At 57.4% G+C, this 15,769-nt stretch carries 25 protein-coding genes; 1 reads left to right on the top strand and 24 read right to left on the bottom strand.

Annotated elements, in window-relative coordinates; translation table 11 throughout:
• Positions 1–30 precede the first annotated feature (30 nt).
• From C9411_RS20950 to C9411_RS20925, 6 genes are all read right to left on the bottom strand, one after another.
• Positions 31–957 (bottom strand): Mu-like prophage major head subunit gpT family protein, encoded by a 927-nt coding sequence (locus tag C9411_RS20950; RefSeq protein ID WP_107227850.1) that lies wholly within the window; start codon positions 955–957, stop codon positions 31–33.
• Complete coding sequence (locus C9411_RS20945; RefSeq protein WP_107227849.1) at positions 957–2,093, bottom strand: phage protease; 1,137 nt, start codon at positions 2,091–2,093, stop codon at positions 957–959. The genes C9411_RS20950 and C9411_RS20945 overlap by 1 nt, the downstream gene beginning before the upstream one ends.
• A gap of 207 nt (positions 2,094–2,300) precedes the next feature.
• Positions 2,301–2,882 carry a phage virion morphogenesis protein gene (locus tag C9411_RS20940; RefSeq protein ID WP_158263888.1) on the bottom strand — a complete coding sequence of 194 codons (582 nt, stop codon included), beginning with the start codon at positions 2,880–2,882 and terminating at the stop codon, positions 2,301–2,303.
• Entirely contained in the window at positions 2,882–4,117 is a 1,236-nt protein-coding gene (locus C9411_RS20935) for a phage minor head protein (RefSeq protein WP_107227848.1), read from the bottom strand. The genes C9411_RS20940 and C9411_RS20935 overlap by 1 nt, the downstream gene beginning before the upstream one ends.
• The gene (locus C9411_RS20930) at positions 4,117–5,625 is read right to left on the bottom strand and encodes a DUF935 domain-containing protein (protein WP_158263887.1); all 1,509 of its coding nucleotides are present in this window, start codon (positions 5,623–5,625) and stop codon (positions 4,117–4,119) included. The genes C9411_RS20935 and C9411_RS20930 overlap by 1 nt, the downstream gene beginning before the upstream one ends.
• A gap of 5 nt (positions 5,626–5,630) precedes the next feature.
• On the bottom strand, positions 5,631–7,415 hold the full coding sequence (locus tag C9411_RS20925) for a hypothetical protein (protein ID WP_107227846.1): 1,785 nt from the start codon (positions 7,413–7,415) through the stop codon (positions 5,631–5,633).
• An 82-nt stretch (positions 7,416–7,497) separates the two neighbouring features.
• Here C9411_RS20925 and C9411_RS20920 point away from each other — a divergent pair, with 82 nt between their 5' ends.
• Positions 7,498–7,998 carry a hypothetical protein gene (locus C9411_RS20920; RefSeq protein ID WP_060435863.1) on the top strand — a complete coding sequence of 167 codons (501 nt, stop codon included), beginning with the start codon at positions 7,498–7,500 and terminating at the stop codon, positions 7,996–7,998.
• A gap of 204 nt (positions 7,999–8,202) precedes the next feature.
• Here C9411_RS20920 and C9411_RS20910 read toward each other — a convergent pair whose 3' ends face one another.
• From C9411_RS20910 to C9411_RS20830, 18 genes are all read right to left on the bottom strand, one after another.
• Positions 8,203–8,706, bottom strand: a complete 504-nt coding sequence (locus C9411_RS20910) for a DUF1804 family protein (protein WP_040175202.1) — start codon at positions 8,704–8,706, stop codon at positions 8,203–8,205.
• On the bottom strand, positions 8,706–8,933 hold the full coding sequence (locus tag C9411_RS20905; protein WP_040175205.1) for a hypothetical protein: 228 nt from the start codon (positions 8,931–8,933) through the stop codon (positions 8,706–8,708). Before C9411_RS20905 ends, C9411_RS20910 begins: the two co-directional genes overlap by 1 nt.
• A gap of 2 nt (positions 8,934–8,935) precedes the next feature.
• Positions 8,936–9,184 carry a hypothetical protein gene (locus C9411_RS20900; RefSeq protein ID WP_040175207.1) on the bottom strand — a complete coding sequence of 83 codons (249 nt, stop codon included), beginning with the start codon at positions 9,182–9,184 and terminating at the stop codon, positions 8,936–8,938.
• Positions 9,181–9,801 carry a hypothetical protein gene (locus tag C9411_RS20895; protein ID WP_146158892.1) on the bottom strand — a complete coding sequence of 207 codons (621 nt, stop codon included), beginning with the start codon at positions 9,799–9,801 and terminating at the stop codon, positions 9,181–9,183. The genes C9411_RS20900 and C9411_RS20895 overlap by 4 nt, the downstream gene beginning before the upstream one ends.
• The gene (locus C9411_RS20890) at positions 9,773–10,057 is read right to left on the bottom strand and encodes a hypothetical protein (RefSeq protein ID WP_107227843.1); all 285 of its coding nucleotides are present in this window, start codon (positions 10,055–10,057) and stop codon (positions 9,773–9,775) included. Before C9411_RS20890 ends, C9411_RS20895 begins: the two co-directional genes overlap by 29 nt.
• Positions 10,045–10,695 carry a glycoside hydrolase family 19 protein gene (locus tag C9411_RS20885; RefSeq protein ID WP_107227842.1) on the bottom strand — a complete coding sequence of 217 codons (651 nt, stop codon included), beginning with the start codon at positions 10,693–10,695 and terminating at the stop codon, positions 10,045–10,047. The genes C9411_RS20890 and C9411_RS20885 overlap by 13 nt, the downstream gene beginning before the upstream one ends.
• A 100-nt stretch (positions 10,696–10,795) precedes the next feature.
• On the bottom strand, positions 10,796–11,245 hold the full coding sequence (locus C9411_RS20880) for a Mor transcription activator family protein (protein WP_107227841.1): 450 nt from the start codon (positions 11,243–11,245) through the stop codon (positions 10,796–10,798).
• Positions 11,242–11,664 (bottom strand): gp16 family protein, encoded by a 423-nt coding sequence (locus tag C9411_RS20875; protein ID WP_040175216.1) that lies wholly within the window; start codon positions 11,662–11,664, stop codon positions 11,242–11,244. The genes C9411_RS20880 and C9411_RS20875 overlap by 4 nt, the downstream gene beginning before the upstream one ends.
• Positions 11,661–11,783: a hypothetical protein gene (locus tag C9411_RS26145; protein WP_255171232.1), complete on the bottom strand. Its 123-nt coding sequence runs from the start codon at positions 11,781–11,783 to the stop codon at positions 11,661–11,663. Before C9411_RS26145 ends, C9411_RS20875 begins: the two co-directional genes overlap by 4 nt.
• Positions 11,784–11,829: 46 nt before the next feature.
• Positions 11,830–12,078 carry a hypothetical protein gene (locus tag C9411_RS20865; RefSeq protein ID WP_060417735.1) on the bottom strand — a complete coding sequence of 83 codons (249 nt, stop codon included), beginning with the start codon at positions 12,076–12,078 and terminating at the stop codon, positions 11,830–11,832.
• Positions 12,075–12,704 (bottom strand): HD family hydrolase, encoded by a 630-nt coding sequence (locus tag C9411_RS20860; RefSeq protein ID WP_369919483.1) that lies wholly within the window; start codon positions 12,702–12,704, stop codon positions 12,075–12,077. The genes C9411_RS20865 and C9411_RS20860 overlap by 4 nt, the downstream gene beginning before the upstream one ends.
• A gap of 127 nt (positions 12,705–12,831) precedes the next feature.
• Positions 12,832–13,182, bottom strand: coding sequence for a hypothetical protein (locus tag C9411_RS20855; RefSeq protein ID WP_107227839.1), 351 nt, complete (start codon positions 13,180–13,182; stop codon positions 12,832–12,834).
• A complete protein-coding gene (locus C9411_RS20850; protein ID WP_060446202.1) occupies positions 13,179–13,403 on the bottom strand; it encodes a hypothetical protein in 225 nt (74 codons plus the stop codon). Before C9411_RS20850 ends, C9411_RS20855 begins: the two co-directional genes overlap by 4 nt.
• On the bottom strand, positions 13,396–13,722 hold the full coding sequence (locus C9411_RS20845) for a hypothetical protein (protein ID WP_146158891.1): 327 nt from the start codon (positions 13,720–13,722) through the stop codon (positions 13,396–13,398). Before C9411_RS20845 ends, C9411_RS20850 begins: the two co-directional genes overlap by 8 nt.
• Positions 13,719–14,219, bottom strand: a complete 501-nt coding sequence (locus tag C9411_RS25645; RefSeq protein WP_146158890.1) for an ANR family transcriptional regulator — start codon at positions 14,217–14,219, stop codon at positions 13,719–13,721. The genes C9411_RS20845 and C9411_RS25645 overlap by 4 nt, the downstream gene beginning before the upstream one ends.
• A complete protein-coding gene (locus C9411_RS20840) occupies positions 14,209–14,730 on the bottom strand; it encodes a hypothetical protein (RefSeq protein WP_107227838.1) in 522 nt (173 codons plus the stop codon). The genes C9411_RS25645 and C9411_RS20840 overlap by 11 nt, the downstream gene beginning before the upstream one ends.
• A 193-nt stretch (positions 14,731–14,923) precedes the next feature.
• Positions 14,924–15,121: a hypothetical protein gene (locus tag C9411_RS20835; protein ID WP_072271438.1), complete on the bottom strand. Its 198-nt coding sequence runs from the start codon at positions 15,119–15,121 to the stop codon at positions 14,924–14,926.
• Position 15,122: 1 nt separating this feature from the next.
• Positions 15,123–15,752 (bottom strand): DUF3164 family protein, encoded by a 630-nt coding sequence (locus tag C9411_RS20830; RefSeq protein ID WP_060435875.1) that lies wholly within the window; start codon positions 15,750–15,752, stop codon positions 15,123–15,125.
• Positions 15,753–15,769: the final 17 nt, after the last annotated feature.

Raw genomic sequence — 15,769 nt, 5'->3', positions numbered from 1 at the left:
GCGTAGCGCTATCAGTGAGTGACGATCGGCTTAAATCAGCCAGGCGGTGTCCAGGATGTCGGACAGCTTGTAGTTCGGGTTGTCTTCGCCGCCGTTGATGGTGGCCACGCCAACAATCTTGCGCGCCGCTTCCGCCAGGGTCGGCGGAACAACGAGCAGATCGCCTTTGATGTTCAGCGGACGACCGCCATCAGCCACCATATTGCGCAGCAGCGTGTAGGCCTCCTGGTAGTTCTCCGCCGTCAACGGCTTGGTGGACTTGACGCAGAACTGCCAGAAACCGAAGCCCACCGCCGACCGCGCACGCACGCCATACAGGAACTCATCGTTCATGAAGACATGATCGCTGGTGTCGTCACTGGTTTTAGCCTTGAGATCGGGCTTGATGCGTTCCTGGAAAATCAGCGGCTTCAACGCACGATTGGTACACATCAGATACCACGGGGCCGGGCTGGCCGGGTCAGTGCCTGCCGGTTTCAACAGGTTGCTGACCGGAGTGATCGCGCCGGTGCCGTCCACGTTCGCCGCTACGGGGTGTTCGGTATCAAAGAAGTTTTGTCCGTCGTAGCACAGCGAGGTCTCACCGGCCTTGAGCAACGCAAAAATATGCTCATCCGGGTAAACGCCCGCAGCCCGACCGGCTTCGGTCATCACGGGCAGATAGACACCGACGCTGTCATCTTCAATCGCCGTGCGCGGCACACCGACCGTATTTTCATACAACTTGTTGGTGATGCCGTAGCCGTCGGTTTTCATATCCTTGATGATGCGAGCGCCGACCCATTCACGCATCTGCGGGAATTGACCCAACCAGGCGTAAATGTTGGTTGCCGTGGTCGATTTGATGACCGTGGCGATTTTGGTGTAGTCAGAATCGGCGACCTTTAAGCCGTCCTGGAATGCCTTGTTAAAGCTGACAAAAAGCGATTTCACCAGCGCAGGAGTGACGATAGCCATTATTGCATTTCCTTCTTGGCGGCGGCGTATTCAGCCGGGGTGAGGCCAGTCAACGCAGCAACTTCAAGCTCAGTTGCGGTTAACCCGTGAGTTTCGCCGGCAGGCTTTTTACCACCGGATTGCTGAGTGGTCAGCGCCGCGATCGGCGCAGCCGCCTTGATGTAGCTGCGCAGAGCTGCAATGTCTTTCTTGCCCATCTCGCGCGCCCATTCTTCCATGGTCGGCAGCAGCTTCCCGGAGGACAGCGCCTCGGTGATCAGACCGTCCAGGTCGCCACCATCAACGCGCGCGGTCAGCGCGGCTAACTGGGTCGTCAGGTCGGTGACCACTGCGATCGGCACATACTTGGTCGGATCAACAGTGGTGCCTTTGTTGGCGGTGGCGGCGACCGTCAGCGCGGCGATTTTGTCGTCCTTGCCTTTCACCGACGCCGTCAGGGCGGTAAACATTTCCAGCAACTTACTGAGGCTCGCGGCAGCCGCATCACCTTCATTTTCTTTCGGCATATCGCCGGCCGCCTGCTGCAGCGCGGCCAGGATATCGGCCTCGGTTGCATCATCGGCAAGGCCAAGCAGCTTGCGCAGCAGCTTTAACAGCTCTTCGTTCATGGTCTTCTCCGGGGAGGGTTGAGTTGATGCCTGCACGATGAGACGAGAGGCGGCCGCCAGGACAACTTGATTCATGCCGTCCAGGGCGGGGTTATTGGTGAGCGCTGCATTCAACACCTGCAGCACCGCACCGGTTTTCTTGTCGTAGGCAAAGACGGGACTGATATAGCGATATTCACCGCCGGCAATCATTTTGCGGGCGGCTTCCGTCCATTCGACGTTCTGGGCGAACATGCCGGCATCCGTCCAGACGGTATCGGTGCCTTTCCACCAACCGGCAGCGGGTGCCGGTTGACCGTTGCTTTCAGTCCGCAGGGTCTGGTGTTCGTAGTCGATGACGATTTTGTTTTGGCGTGACGACAGGTGCTCGATGACCTGGCGCGCCAGGCTCTCGTTGAGTACCCAGTTGGCACATTCTGCGGGGCGGCCATCATTTGCGCGGAACTCGCCGGCCGGGAACAACTGGATCGTGTTTCCGGTCAGGTTCAGCTCAAAGGCCAGGGATGCGACAGCAACGTTTCGTTTCATGCTGCCAATGTAACGGGATGGGAAAAACGGATTCAGGGGACGGGGTTCGTCACACTGTTTTTGAAGGGGAAAAGCGGTCTAGGCATCATACACCAATGCAACCCTTTTTAGACCCCTTTTAAAAACCTTCTGGCGCTGTTAGGGAATTTTTTGCGAGCCGTTGCACCTCAATCAGTGAACGTCCCGCAAAAAGCCGCTGAGGCGTTTTTAGCGGGACTTCATAAAGGCATCATTCAGCACGCCCATCACCGCCTCAAAGGCCGGCTTGTTGAGCTGCTGATTATCCGTCACCGGCAGGAACGGACGCGGACGGATCACGATGCTGTAATTGACGGCGCGCGCGACGGCTTGCTTATGGCTACGCCTGGCAAACGTCGCCAGGTTGCCGCGCTTCATCAGGTTTCCCTGGCGGTCGGTGCGAAGCCGCACCTGGCCCTGGCGCTTGATGGTGCCGCCGAGGTGCTGAATGGCGGCGTACACCAGGTTAGAGCCAATCTGCGCGAAATCGTCACCGGATGCCGGCGTGACAGATGCCGCCAGGCGGCCGGTCACCTGCAGGATTTTCCCTGGCCAGTGGCCGGCGCGGGAACGCGAGCGGATGGTGCTGGGCTTGAGTGAGGGCCAGCTGTTGGCGGGAAAACCCTGCTGCTCGAACATCTTCATGCTTTGCTGGTGCAGGGTTTCGGCAACCTGCAGCATCAGGGGCCGGGGCTTCTCGACCACCTGCAGCAGCTGCTGCAGACGTTGGCTTACCGCTTTGTCATCGACGGTGACTTTGATATTGGCCATCAGCGTGCATCCTTCAAGACCGTGCCTCGGCGGATTGTGGCATCGAGGGTTGACGCCTGCACAGGCGCAAAGGTGTTGACCACCAGGCCCGCGTCCAGCGTCGCCAGCCACCATTGCCCCTCATCGAGCTGGCGGAACAGGTGCAGCAGCTCGTTGGCACGCACCGCGACGGTGGATGACTCGATAACCGTCTGAACGCCGGCCCATTGCTGCTGAGTCGGCAACGAGCCGGCACTAACCTGGGCGGCAAGCTGGTGCTCTGCCAGCCAGGCGGTACGGCCGGCGGTGCCCAGCGTCGCCATCTCGCCGGCATCCAGCACACCGGCAGCCAGTATCTCGCCGGTGCGGTTGCCCTGGGTTACATCGCTAAGCATGTGAGTCAACTCAGGGCCAGCCAATCCCGCGCTGACATAGGGGCGCGACAGCTCCACATCGTACTTGTCCAGGTTGGCTTTCCATACCTCTTTGCCGGGGTTGATATCAAAACCCACGTCCGGGAAGAAAGTCACCGCCTGGCCATCCGGGCCACTGAACCGCACGCCATTCACCGGGGTGAAGGTTGGACGCCCGTTCTCGTCTTCGCCGGTCATCACCTGCTGAACAACTTCGCTGTCGGTGCGCGAAATAACATAACCGTCTTCTTTCACCTCTCTCTCGGTCAGCGCTTCAACGCGGCAGCGGCAGTTAAAGCCGTTCGGCGGGAAGATGTACTGCCAAATCGGATCGAGGTAATGGAAGACGCGGTTATGCAGCCGGGCATGGCTGGGGCGGGTCTTCGCATCCATCACCGCCACATACCGCCAATAGGGGCGGTATTCGGCGTTGGCCAGCATAGATTCATGGCGCGCCGACATATAGGCTGCCTGGGTGTTGGTGCGGTAGATAGTATTGAGCCGGGCCGGATTGCCGAGCTGGCGAGTGGTGATTTCGCCGGTATCGGTGTCGATATGTTCCTCGCTGCCCCACCAACCCTTTTTGCGCAGTACCGGCTCCAGATTTTTGACGAACCACTCCGGCGTCTGGCCGGCGGCCAGGCCTTCGCGCAACCCGTTCACCAAATCCTGTGCAATATCCAGGCGCGCCAGATTGGCAAAGCCGAATGCGTGCGCATGATCCACCGCCTGCATCGCGTCGGCATCAGTACGGATGCGCAATCCCTTTTTTTCGAGGTAACGCAACGCGGCTTCCGGCTTCATGCCGAACAGCGCGCTGATTTCTGCCTTTGATATTGGCATTACTGCCCCTCCTGCTGGGCATACAGGCCAATCAGGCGCGCGATGGTCTGCGTATCACCGAGGTTAGCCTGCAGTAAAGTCGGATCGAGCTGAGGGAACGCATCAGCCAGCGCACCCAGCAGGCTTTGTTCGTCCAGTTCCCCGGACAACGCAGCGATAGCCGGCTGCAACATGGCAATCAGACCCTCAGCGGGTTTATTGCCACTTAACAGTGCCGTTAATGCCTCATCAATCCCGGTTTGCGTGTCATCCGCACCGGGTTTGCGGGTCAACGCGGCCACTAACGCGGCAATGACCTGGGAATTATAACTGCGTGCCGGCGTCGGCGCTGCCGGCGCGCCCAAATTAACCTGCACGGTGCGACTTGCCCCGACAGGTTCGGGTGCCTGGGGTTCAGGCACCTTGAACTTGATGCGCGGCGTGCGGCGCGGGTCGGCGTTTGCCCGGCGGTTGAGCACCAGCAGCGGCCAGAACAGGTCGCTGCGCAGCGTCATGGCTAACTGACTGCTGTCAGAGGAAAGCAGGTCGTGACGCACTTCGTTGTGGATCACGCCCAGGGCATTGGTGGAGGTCTTGCCGTCGGCCTGCGTGGTCAGCGTACCGCCCAGAATGGCCTTGGACATGGACTTTTCCGCCCAATCAGCCAACGCCATAAACGGCTCATGCGAGCTGTTCGACGCCTGATGCAGGGTGATTTCCATCTCCTTGGGAATGATGCCGCCGGCATAGCGCCCCAGCTCGGTGACGGCGCGCATCAGCTCGTTTTTCTCTTTCTTGCCGATGCCCTCCGGGTATTTACCAATACGCAGCGGGATACCGTAAATTTCCAGCAGCTCCGCCAGGCTCTGAGTGCCGAAGTTGCGGCACACATACGGCCAGGACAGGGTACGCAGCAGCCCCGCACGCGCAACATAGCCGCTGCGCGACTTGTGGCGGTGCTGTATCCAGCCGAACGGCTGCAGCGGCGCGCCCATGCCGTCATCGGTTCGCAGCAGCAGCTGATCCTGATTCTCCCGTGCCAGTTCGAACCAGGACGCCGGCCGGTGGTTAAACGCCTTCGGGAACCACTCGCGGCCGAGCTGTTGCCATTCGATCTCGATATTGCTGAACCCCTGGCCGATGGCGTCGAGCATATCGATGATCAAATCCTCCCAGCCGTCTTGCTCGGTGATGTACTCCGCCAGCCAAGCCGCATCTGCTTGCTCTGCCGGTGTGGCATTAGGAGGCGGCGTGATTTCGTGCGGAATGGTCAGCAGCGCACGCTTGCGCTTTTGCATCTCGGCAAACAAATGGGCGTCCCGTTCTTCCATATCGGTGAACAGGTCGGCCTGGGCCTGCAGGTTGCCCAGCTCGGCCTCGTTGAGAATTTGCTCCAGGCGTTGGGGCGTCAACCGCTGGCTGGGGTGCTCGGCATACAGGCCGGCCAGTGCAGCCACATGTGAGGATTGCGGCTCGCGCAGCACCTCGCGGCGGATCGGTTTCCCGTTGATATCGACAATTTGAACCATTTTTATCACCATAAACCGCGACCGCCGTAGTCCGGCTCGTCGTCATCATCAAGAAAATGATCGCCGCTGTACCGGGACGCCTCGCGGCGCGGTATCGGCTCCCAGGCGAACGAACCCGCACCACGGCTGACAGCAATCATCCAAAGTAACTGCAGTGCCGACAGCCCGTCATAGTGATGACCGGTCTGCGGCTCTGGCCAGGTTTCCAGCTCCGACAGCAACAGCGTCAGACCTGGATTGAACAAAATAGAGGGGTTGAGCTGGTCGTTGATGTACGGCTCCAGCCCTTCGACGCGCACTTCCAGCGGCACTTTGGCCGTCACGCCAACCAGCGGCAGCGCGACCCCTTCACGCAGAGCGTTCTTGATGAAGGTCGATCGCGAATGCTCGTAGGCGTTGTTGTTCTCAAAGCCGATGGCCAGGCACTTGAACTGACGCTGCATTGCGATGAGATCGGCTTCCAGTTTGGACGGTACGCGCCGCTTGATCTCCGCTTCCATCACGTGCAGCCGGCTGCGCTGCTTGTCCCAGCCGCCCACCAGGATGGCCGATGGGTCGCTGGTCTCGCCTTTGCCCATCGAGGGGTCACAGGCACCGAAAATCAGCCAGTCGCGCCAGCGCTGGGTAAAGAACTGGATGTTGATAAACGTCCGGTCTTCGTCCGTGCGCGGGTCACCCTGCATTTCGGTGGCAAATGCCTTGCCGTTCTTGGCGCGCTGTCGCATCAACCAATAGAGGGTACGCACCGCCGGCCAGCTCGTGACCGCGCCATCATCCATCTGTACCTGGTGCGCCAGGTAGAACTTGTAAGACGGCAGCTTGTCCTGGGGAAGATCAAGCCCCAGCTCGGCTGCCTGTTCCTCGGCGCGCTTGTCGTCGTTGAGCATCTTCTCCTGGCACTGTTCCCACAAATCCATGTGCGTGGGCAGCGTCACGATGGCGCGGAAGTGGTGAACCACATGGCCAATGGTGCGCTTGGCTCGGCTGATAGGGTCATCTTTATTAAGCACAGTGCCGACACCCAGGTATTTTACCGAACCGTCCGGCGGCCCCAGGTACTCGATCGCTTTTGAAATCCAGTTCCAGCGGTTTTCGCGCTCGGTCGGGGATTTGGCCTCGGCATCGGTGATTAGGTCATCGCCCAGCAGCAATTTGGGACGGCTGGCCCCGTGGAACGTACCACGGATAGCCTGCTCGGCACCGAACGCCTCGACCTTCACGCCGGTGCGGGTGGTGAACTCGCCAATCTTCCATTGTCCACTGCGACCGCAGACCTCCGGGAAATCCAGCATCAGCGCCGCATTCATGGTCAGTTCGGTTTTGACCACCTCCAACAACTTGGTTGGCAGTTTGGTCTCCGCACCGAGCAAGATGATGTAGTCGATGAAGGCCGGCCGCTCATCGGTCAAACCGAGCGACGCGCGAACATCGTCATGCTGATGCAACCCCTGAACGGCGCACCAGACCGGGCCGATTTTGGTCAGCAGCGAGGATTTGGCTTCACCACGCGGGGCAATCCACCATTCGACTGCGCCGCCGGGGCGCGTGAGCAGTTGCGGGAAGCGCGTGCAAAAATGCGCATGGAACAGGGATTGCTCGCCCCGGATGTGATGAGGGAAATAGGTGTAGGCAAAAAACGTGAAGTCGCCGGACAGTACCCTGCGCCGGCGCGTGTTAATGGCCTCCGGCGAGGTGTCCAGCCCGGTACTGTGCGCCTGGATATCAGCTCGCAATGCGTGCTTGAGCATCGCCAGCTCTTTGAGAAAGTCACGCCCGCTTAATTGGCTCATATTACCTCTGGTGGGTGAGGCTCCGATAAGTGCTAAGATCCGTTGGCCACAACATCACTTTTTACCCTCGGAGCCTCAAATCATGGATCTAACGTCTTTTATGTCTCTTTACGAGTCTGTCAAAGCAGTTAAAGACGTCGTTAAAGCCGCTTCTGACCTCAAAACCGACGTCGCCATTAACGAAAAAGCGACGGAAATCTACAGTTACCTCAACGACGTTCAAGAAAAACTAATGGCGCTGCAGGTAGAACACATGTCGATGTCGCGCCTCAAAGACGATCTCGAACGTCAGGTTATAGAGCTGACGCAATGGAATGAGGACAAATCCCGCTATGCGCTTACCAAACTGTCTTCCGGAGCATTCGTGTATCAGCTCAAGACGGCGGATAAGGGCGATGAGCCGGTGCATCAGCTTTGTGCCAACTGCTATCAGCAGCAGATCAAATCGATTCTTCAATTTCATGGGTATCATAAATTCCATTCAATCCTGCATTGCCCGCGCTGCTCATCGGAATATCTGAATGAGCGACAGGAAATGAGCAGTCATGTTGTTAGCGACTATGACCCTTACGATGAAGACTAATCCTCATCGTGACTCTCACAATGAGCCAGATTAACTTCGTCAACCAACTGCGCCAGACGCGCCCACGCTGTCTGGCTATGCCCCTGTTCAGCCAGGGCTATGCGACCGTCACTTAACAGCACTTTGACCTGGCGATTACTGTCTACATGCATATCGCTAATGACGTTGTAAGCAACGTAATGGTCGCTTGCCAGGCGGATCATCCTAGCCATAAATCCTCTCTATCTCTTTGCCGAACCCCTCCAGCAGGTCGCCGAACGGCTGCAACTGCTGGGGGTGATTGTCTTTGATGTACGCGGCCAGCAGTTGGATCACTTCCAGCGCGATGGCCAGGCGGGACACTTCCGGCATGGCCCGCTTGCTGCTGGCGACGGCCTTGTTGAACGCATCCGACAGGCTGGCCAGCAGCTTCACGCGGTCTTCAGGCTTAATGTCCACATCGTCATAGGCCAGCTTGTCCATGGTGGTTTTGAACTGCACCACCAGGCCGGTGAACATGGCCAGGGTCAGTTCCTCCAGGCCACCGCCGGCGAGCATACGCGCGCCGCGCAGCGTCTCCCAATCGTCGCCGGCGGCTTTGCTGTCATTCTTCCAGCGTTGCGCCGTCCCGTAAGAGACACCGCACTGTACGGCCGCCACCTCCAGTGAGAGGCCGTCGAATACATAGGCCCGGCGTAACCGGTCGCGAGTCTCTGGCGGGTATGCCATCAGCCAACCCCCAGTTTTGCCTTGATCAACATAATCGTGGTGTACACGAGGCCGCCGCTGACGCTGCCGGTTATCGCACCGGCGATAGCGCCCTGGCGAATGGCCGAGGACTTGACGTCATCCAGGCTGCTCTCCATTCGCGCCAGGCGCTGATTGATTTCAGACAGCAACGCCATTTCGGCAGACGTTGCCGGCCCCCGGCGGTAGCGCGATGCGCGTCGGCCCATAATTAGCTCCTTTTATCCGCTTTGCGGTCTAGTTTCTGGTCGATGTGCTCGACGCTGCGTTTTACATCCTTCAACAAGTCCAGTAACTGGTCATTGTTTCGCTGTGCATCGTCCCGGCGCTGGTATTCCGTGCGGATGGCCTGGAGGCCATTACGCAGGTCTTTCAGCTCGGCAAACAGATGTTTAAAAAGACCACCGAACAGGCCCATCAACAGGCCCATTGCGATGTTAAACGCCATTTCAAGGGTCATTGCTCCCTCCCGGCGTACCATTGATTAAGTTGCTGCAACTGAGCCTCTAAGGACTGACACCAGGCGCCATAATCGGCGCTGTGCCGGATGAGACCACCGGCGGAGAGTCCGCCTGCGCTGCCGGGGGCTTCGGCGGAATGGCCAGCAAGGCCGCCGGCGGTGTTGGGCAACTGTTGACCACAATCGGCATAGCCGAGGGCGGCGTTGTAGAGGCACAGCCCGCGAGGGCCAATGCCGGTAAAACCCACATCGTTTTTAACCGCATCGTCGATCGCCTTCTTGAGTTTGTCCTTCGTTGCCTGCAGGTGAGATTGGCTCTGCTGCAGCTCGCGTGAAAGTTTGTCGCCGAGCTGCTGCGCCGCCTGCAGCTCGCGCAGCGCTTTAGCCATGGCCAGGGCGTGCTGCTCGGCCTGCTGGCGCAGCGTTTCATTCAGCTCAGACTTGTCCGCAGCCAACTGGCCGATGGTTTTGTTGGCTTTCGTCAGATCGCCCTGCAGTTGAGCGCGGCCGGCAGATTGCCCCAGGTAATACGCACCAACGCCGACGCCGAGCGCCAGCAGATAGGAGAGAAAATGGGTTTGCAGGTGGCTAAGCACCAGTCTGAGGGTTAACGGCATCGCCCACCTCCAGTTTGGCCTTGTCTCGCTTGATGGCGACGAATTTCGACGCCTGAGACTGGAAAACGAACGCGCCCAGGTAGGCGGCCAGGTGCCACTCTTCCAAGTGACCGGTCACCGTAACCCAGACAATCACGAACGACGCCACCAGGAACGCGCCCAGCACCATGGTGTCCGAGGTGGACAAGCGGCCCGTGGCCGGATTGGTGATGAGTTCGCCCAGGCGGCGCAACAGCGTGCTTATCAGCGCGGACATAAGGCGGCCTCGGCATCTTTCAGACGGGCCAGGCGGTCATCCATCCCCAACATCCCGCTGTTGATCCGGCGCGTCAGCCCCTTGAAATCACCGCTGTCGGCGTAGTTGTTGAGATTGTTCGACCACCAGAAGAATGCGGCAGAACGGGCCGCCGGCAGCGGCTGCAGCAGCAAGTCAGGACTGCCGAGCAGATCAAGCTCCAGGGCATTGCCGGCGGCGCGGTAATTGTTCTTGAAGGTGGTTTGAATCAGCCCACGGCCACGATAGCGCCAGCCGTCCCCGGATGACTCCGGGCCATTGCCGCCCCGGTTGGCATAGGCACGGTTGGCCAGCTTCTCCGGGCGGCGAACGTAGCCGCGTGCAAACTCGATTTCGTCCGGGTCAACCACACCGTCGCCATCGAGATCAAAGCCAGTGCGAAAGATGGTCGCAATGCGGCGGGCGTCGGTGTAGTAGAGGCTTTCGGACAGCGAGGTGAAACTGTTGCTCTCATGGCCAACCTGCGCCAGAAACGCCGCCTGGCGTTTGGGGGTATCGATGCCAAACTCAGCCATCGCTGACGTGATAGGCGCGTGCCAGCGTGACACATTGGCGGGGGTTAACCTGGCGGCACGGCGTAACTGTTCGGGGGTAATCATAAAAAAGCACCATCCGGTGAAAGATGGTGCCAGTATGATTAAAACGGAGTTTTTCAAAGCGGGGACGGTGTTCGTCACCCTTTGATATCAGGCAAATTTACTATAACAGATCTAATTGCTGTGACGATACCTGTCGCTCAGCCAGCAGCTTTTGCGCCCAGCGGTCGGTCACGCCGTATTTGGGGCAAAGCGTGATGCGCGCAAAGCGGGAGCTTTCACCGGCCGCCACCAGAGCGTTGTGCTCGTCGATGAAACGGCGGTTACGCCACTCGCGCAACGCGCTGTCACAGCGCGGAATGTACAGCGGTTCGCTGCCAAAGTGTTTTTCAATCACCTGTGCCGTCTCCTTTCCCAAGAGTTCGACCAGCAGCTCGCCGCGCCGGTTGCCCTTTTTACGCACGGACTTGCCGACCTTGAAGGTGATGCCGCCCAGATGGCTTATCATTTCCTCGGTCTTGGCGTAGCCAATCAGTGAGATCAGCTCAATGACCACCGACGGCAACAGCGCTTCAACCTGGCTTAAATCGGGCTTGATCTCGTTAAATTTCATGATGGCTTACTCCTGTTTTTGCGGCGTTTGGCGTCGATGATCAGCGCCTTCATCACCGCAGACAGCTGCTCGACGGTCAGCCACTCCAGCACATGCTGCTGGTACATGTGCGCCGCCAGCCCCTCGGCGTAGTTCCAGGGGCGCTTGGCCTCGGCCAGCAGCGCCTCAATCTTGGCCAGGATGGCTTCGCGTGAGCGGGCAACCTTCGGCCGGCGTCCGTGCCGGGCGGTTTTGCGGGGGAACCCCTGCTGATGAAGGTACTCGCGGACGCGCTGCAGCTCGTCCAACGAGCACTGCCGGCAGGAGGTTTTACCGTCGGTAACCCTGGCAATCATCTGACGATAGGTGTCGTCATCCATCCCCAGAAACGCCTGGCCGGCCTTGATGGCCCCGATGAGGCCTTTCGCGTTAGGTGTCATATCAAACTCCCGTACACTTTGGGGCGGTCAACCGTCGCCCACTGGATCTCTTTCTCGTCGTAGACCTGGTAAGGGCCGCTGTCCCACTGCACGCCGTAACGAAATCGCTCATCCGGCATGGGGAACACGTTGAGAACAACGCCCCGGCCTGGCCGGGGCGGCAACTTAACCACGCTGCCCTTGGGGTACTTCATGGAAGGCCTCCAGAGGCTCCAGACGGTAGACGGAGACACCGCCAATCTTGCCCTCGACCCGCACTACGGTCTTACCGTTCTGCAGGTGCCAGGCCACCGAGCGTGTCACCACTTCTTCGCAGTCAGGCACGCCGACAACGGGGTAGTAGCGAAACCGCGAACCCACCGGAAAACGCCGGTTAAAGTCTTTGGCGCTAGTTTTGCGCAGGACATTTTTCATGGTGTTGAATCCCCGAATATCTCTTGCCGGCGTTGCTCAACCCGGACGCGCCACAGCTCATTAAATCGGGCAATGAACAATTGGCGCGCCTGGCGTGGGTTAAGAGGATGGATGGCAAACTCATCAGTCGGCGCGATGCCGTCCAAAATGTCCCATTTGTCGCCATCATCAATGCCCAGGTCGCGCCGCTCGGTCGCCAGCATGACCAGATCCGCGCGCTTAACCTCGGGGCTATGCCCCATCGGCAGCCCAAACAAAGAGCGGATGGCGTTATCAACCGATGACTCTATGTCGCGGTAGTCCGGCAGCAGAGCCTTTAGCGGTGCCGGGATATCCTGGCAGTAGGCTTCTGAGGCATCGTGCAGCAGAGCCTCCAGCGCCAATTCCGGCGGCACCAGGCGACTGACCAGAACGGAATGCTGCGCCACGCTGTAGAAATCATCCAAATGACCGGCAAAGCGGCAGATGTTCGACAACGCTTGCGCGATGTCGTCGATATCAATCGCATCGGCGCTGATGGCCTCATAGCAGAAATGGCGGCCACCGTGGGTGCGGATGTAATGAAACGCCGGTTCCTGTTGCAACTTGATCTCCACGCAGTTCGTCAGCAGTTCGGCATCCAGCATGGCATCGGCCATGTTGTAGGCTGATTTGGCCATATCGGCGTAATCGGCCCAGGCTCCGGTATTCAGGCCGCTAATCACCAGCGCCTGCATAGCTGCGCTGGCGAACTGCTGACGTATGTTCAGGTTTTCATTGCTCATTGGTCACCTCCGGGGAATCTGTTGAATCGACACACGCGCTGCACAAATCAGGGCTGACCCAATGGCAACCACCGGCGCACGCATTGCGCCAGGTGCAGCCACAACGGCGGCATTTTTGGGTTTCATCGACCGTGACCCTAAAGGTGCCGGCCGCATGTTCCTGGCCAGCGCTGATCCGGGTGACCGTCACCCGCTGCAGGGGGCCAAAAATCTTGCCCGCCAGCCGATGGACAGCGCCTTTTGCGCTGGCGGTGTTGCTGGCTTGCTTACCCTGGTATCGGGCAATGTAGGTGCCACTGGTGAAGCGGCCGATAATTTCAATGCTGTTGTCGTCAATCATTCGAACCTCCAGAGTTTTTTATGGCGTTCAACAGCCTGTTTCATCGCGACACGCTCGCCATTGGTGTGAACCTTGTTGCCGCGCGGGTCATAGAACTGAAAGCGAGAACGTACAGGCAAACGCGGATACTCGATCACCGTGGCCTTATTGGTCAGGTGATAAATACGCTTAGCGCCATCATCCTGGTGCTGGCAGCCTGAAACCGACAAATAATTAGACATGGTTTTCCTCCTTTGAAGGCCACGCCAACAGCGCCAAAACCTTGCGATATAAAGACCGATCACTGGGTTGTATATACTCAGGGTTAGTGTCTTCCATCGAGTTAAACCACTGTCGAAAGAGGTTGAGTTCTTCAGCACTGAAGATGGGTTTCATCAATAACTTCATCTCAAGTTCAGTAACGCGAATTGCCAAATTATCCCGCTGCGTTTTTACGGGCAGATGGTCTTGATATTCCATATATGCGCCATCTGGCGTTTCACGCATAAACGCGATTTCATGCGACATATGCATTGAACAATCTGGGGTAAACCGTTTCATTGGTTCACCTCCGGATATTTCCAACCACGCACGCAGAAATCAGAACGGCTCCGGCACCAGAATTGATTTGCTTCTTTGGTGGCAAAGTCAGCAGCAATTAACCAAAGCGGCGCTGCGTCGGTGAAGTTATTGGCCTGCTCGCATTGACGGGCTTTTTCCGACAATGTTGTAAAATTGTCGCCAGGTTCAATATCAGGCATCCGCATACGCTCAACAGCTTTACTTTGTTGGGTACGATGTGAGACATAAGGCTTGGCTCTACGCAAGGGAACCAGTGAAGGCGATGGCGACGGATTATCGATAGTGCCAGGCAACCCATAAATACGAATTTTCCCACGCCAGCCACGCACAAGGCGGCCATGCTTCAAGTCATAAGCCAGCAACGCCCCAACGTTTTTAATCTCAATGTCTACACCTTCGGCTAACTCCGCCGCCGTGGACGGGCCGCGCTCAGCCAAAGCCAAGCGAATCTGTTCGCTTTTAGATTTATTTTCCATTTTTATAATCCTCAGCAGCAGCGTAATATTCAGAACCGGTAATTTCAACGGCACCAAATTCCAAATTTGGTTTGGCGCTGGTATTGAAATAAATCACGTCTTTAAATCGAAATATCGCAAGACCACAGATAAATAACATTCCCCAATCCAAACCGAGCGAAGACCATAAAGGCTCGCGTGATACCGACTCGCCGGGATATCCCTCATCCCATAGCGCCCAGAGTTCGCGATGCTCCTTACTCATCCCCGCAGGTGCTCTACGCTTGGGGGTTGTGGTGTAACTGTTTGCGGCCGTTGCTACTGTCCACAGTGACGGGTGGCCAAACGTTGGTACGCCATCAGGAAACGCAACAGCATAGAAACGATGGCGAGTGGCGTCAGTGTTAAAGGCTGGCCTGGCACCAAACTTAGCGGCAAACTCTTTCGCTTTTTCATTCAGCTCTTTGCGTTTGAGAATTTCAAAATCCCATGCCTGAATAGCTGCCTCATTAGTTGTTTTATAAAAACTCATAATCACCCCCAGAGAATGGAACCAAGCCAAATCAGGCTACTAATCCACACCACACCGATAATCAAAACACCGGCCCAAACAGAGCGTCGAGAAACATAAAATTCTTTATCCATTTCAGAACCTCATGATTTAGGCGTAAGCGCGCCCCTGCGGGTTTACGCCATAATTAAAAGTCAGTTATTTACGTTTAAATTCAGCCGGTCGGTGTTAATGATTCAATATTGACGAAATACGGTGCAACATTGATTTCCACAACCGTTGCCGATTTAAGGTCTCGGGCTGCTTCCACAGTCCTGACCACCGGGCCACCACGTAGCACCCGGTTAGGCTGATAAATAAACGTACTGCCGATTTTGTGCTGCTGGTTAAATAACTTTGCTTTTGAACCCATATCACACCGCCGCGATATTAATAGGGATGCTATTCAGCTCACCGCTACTGTCTTTTTTGAAGAACCGAATATAGGTCTTACTGACCGCCACCTGCAGGGACTCAGAAATGCAGTCCATCGCTTTAAGCCAGCGTGGATCATCAATCTTGATGCGACGCAGCGATAAGATGCGTCCGGTGTTGAGCTTGCCTTCCTGGTCAACGGCGAACGCATCATTCACGATGGCTTTCAGGTTTTTATTGGCACCCTCTGACCACTCGCTCAGGCACTCATCAATAATGTCCTTAGCCACCTGCAGCTCCGGCCCGAACGTCAGCGAGTCCTGCACGGCAATGCGGATTTGTTGGCTACCGTCGAACGAGGAGAACGTGACGTTGCCTTTCAGGCCGCCGCGCTGACGGTCGTACTTTTCCGCAACCAGATCGAGCCAGGCATAGCAGTCATCAAAAGACTTATTTTTAAACGCTTTGATGCGCTCGCTTTCATCCTCTGCCTCTTTGACCTGGGCACGAACAAAGGCGTCCATTTCGATATCAAAAGGGGATACCTGCTCAACAGGAACCAGGCGACCCTTACGGTCTGCCATGTAGCCTTCAGGAATTGTGTTATTTGATGCGACTGCAGTAGTCATATAAACCTCTTTATTAA

The organism is Serratia sp. Nf2 (assembly GCF_003028435.1).
In the GTDB taxonomy this organism is placed as follows: domain Bacteria; phylum Pseudomonadota; class Gammaproteobacteria; order Enterobacterales; family Enterobacteriaceae; genus Serratia; species Serratia marcescens_L.
Note: the sequence above shows the minus strand (reverse complement) of the source record. Positions and strands in the feature narration are given on the sequence as shown.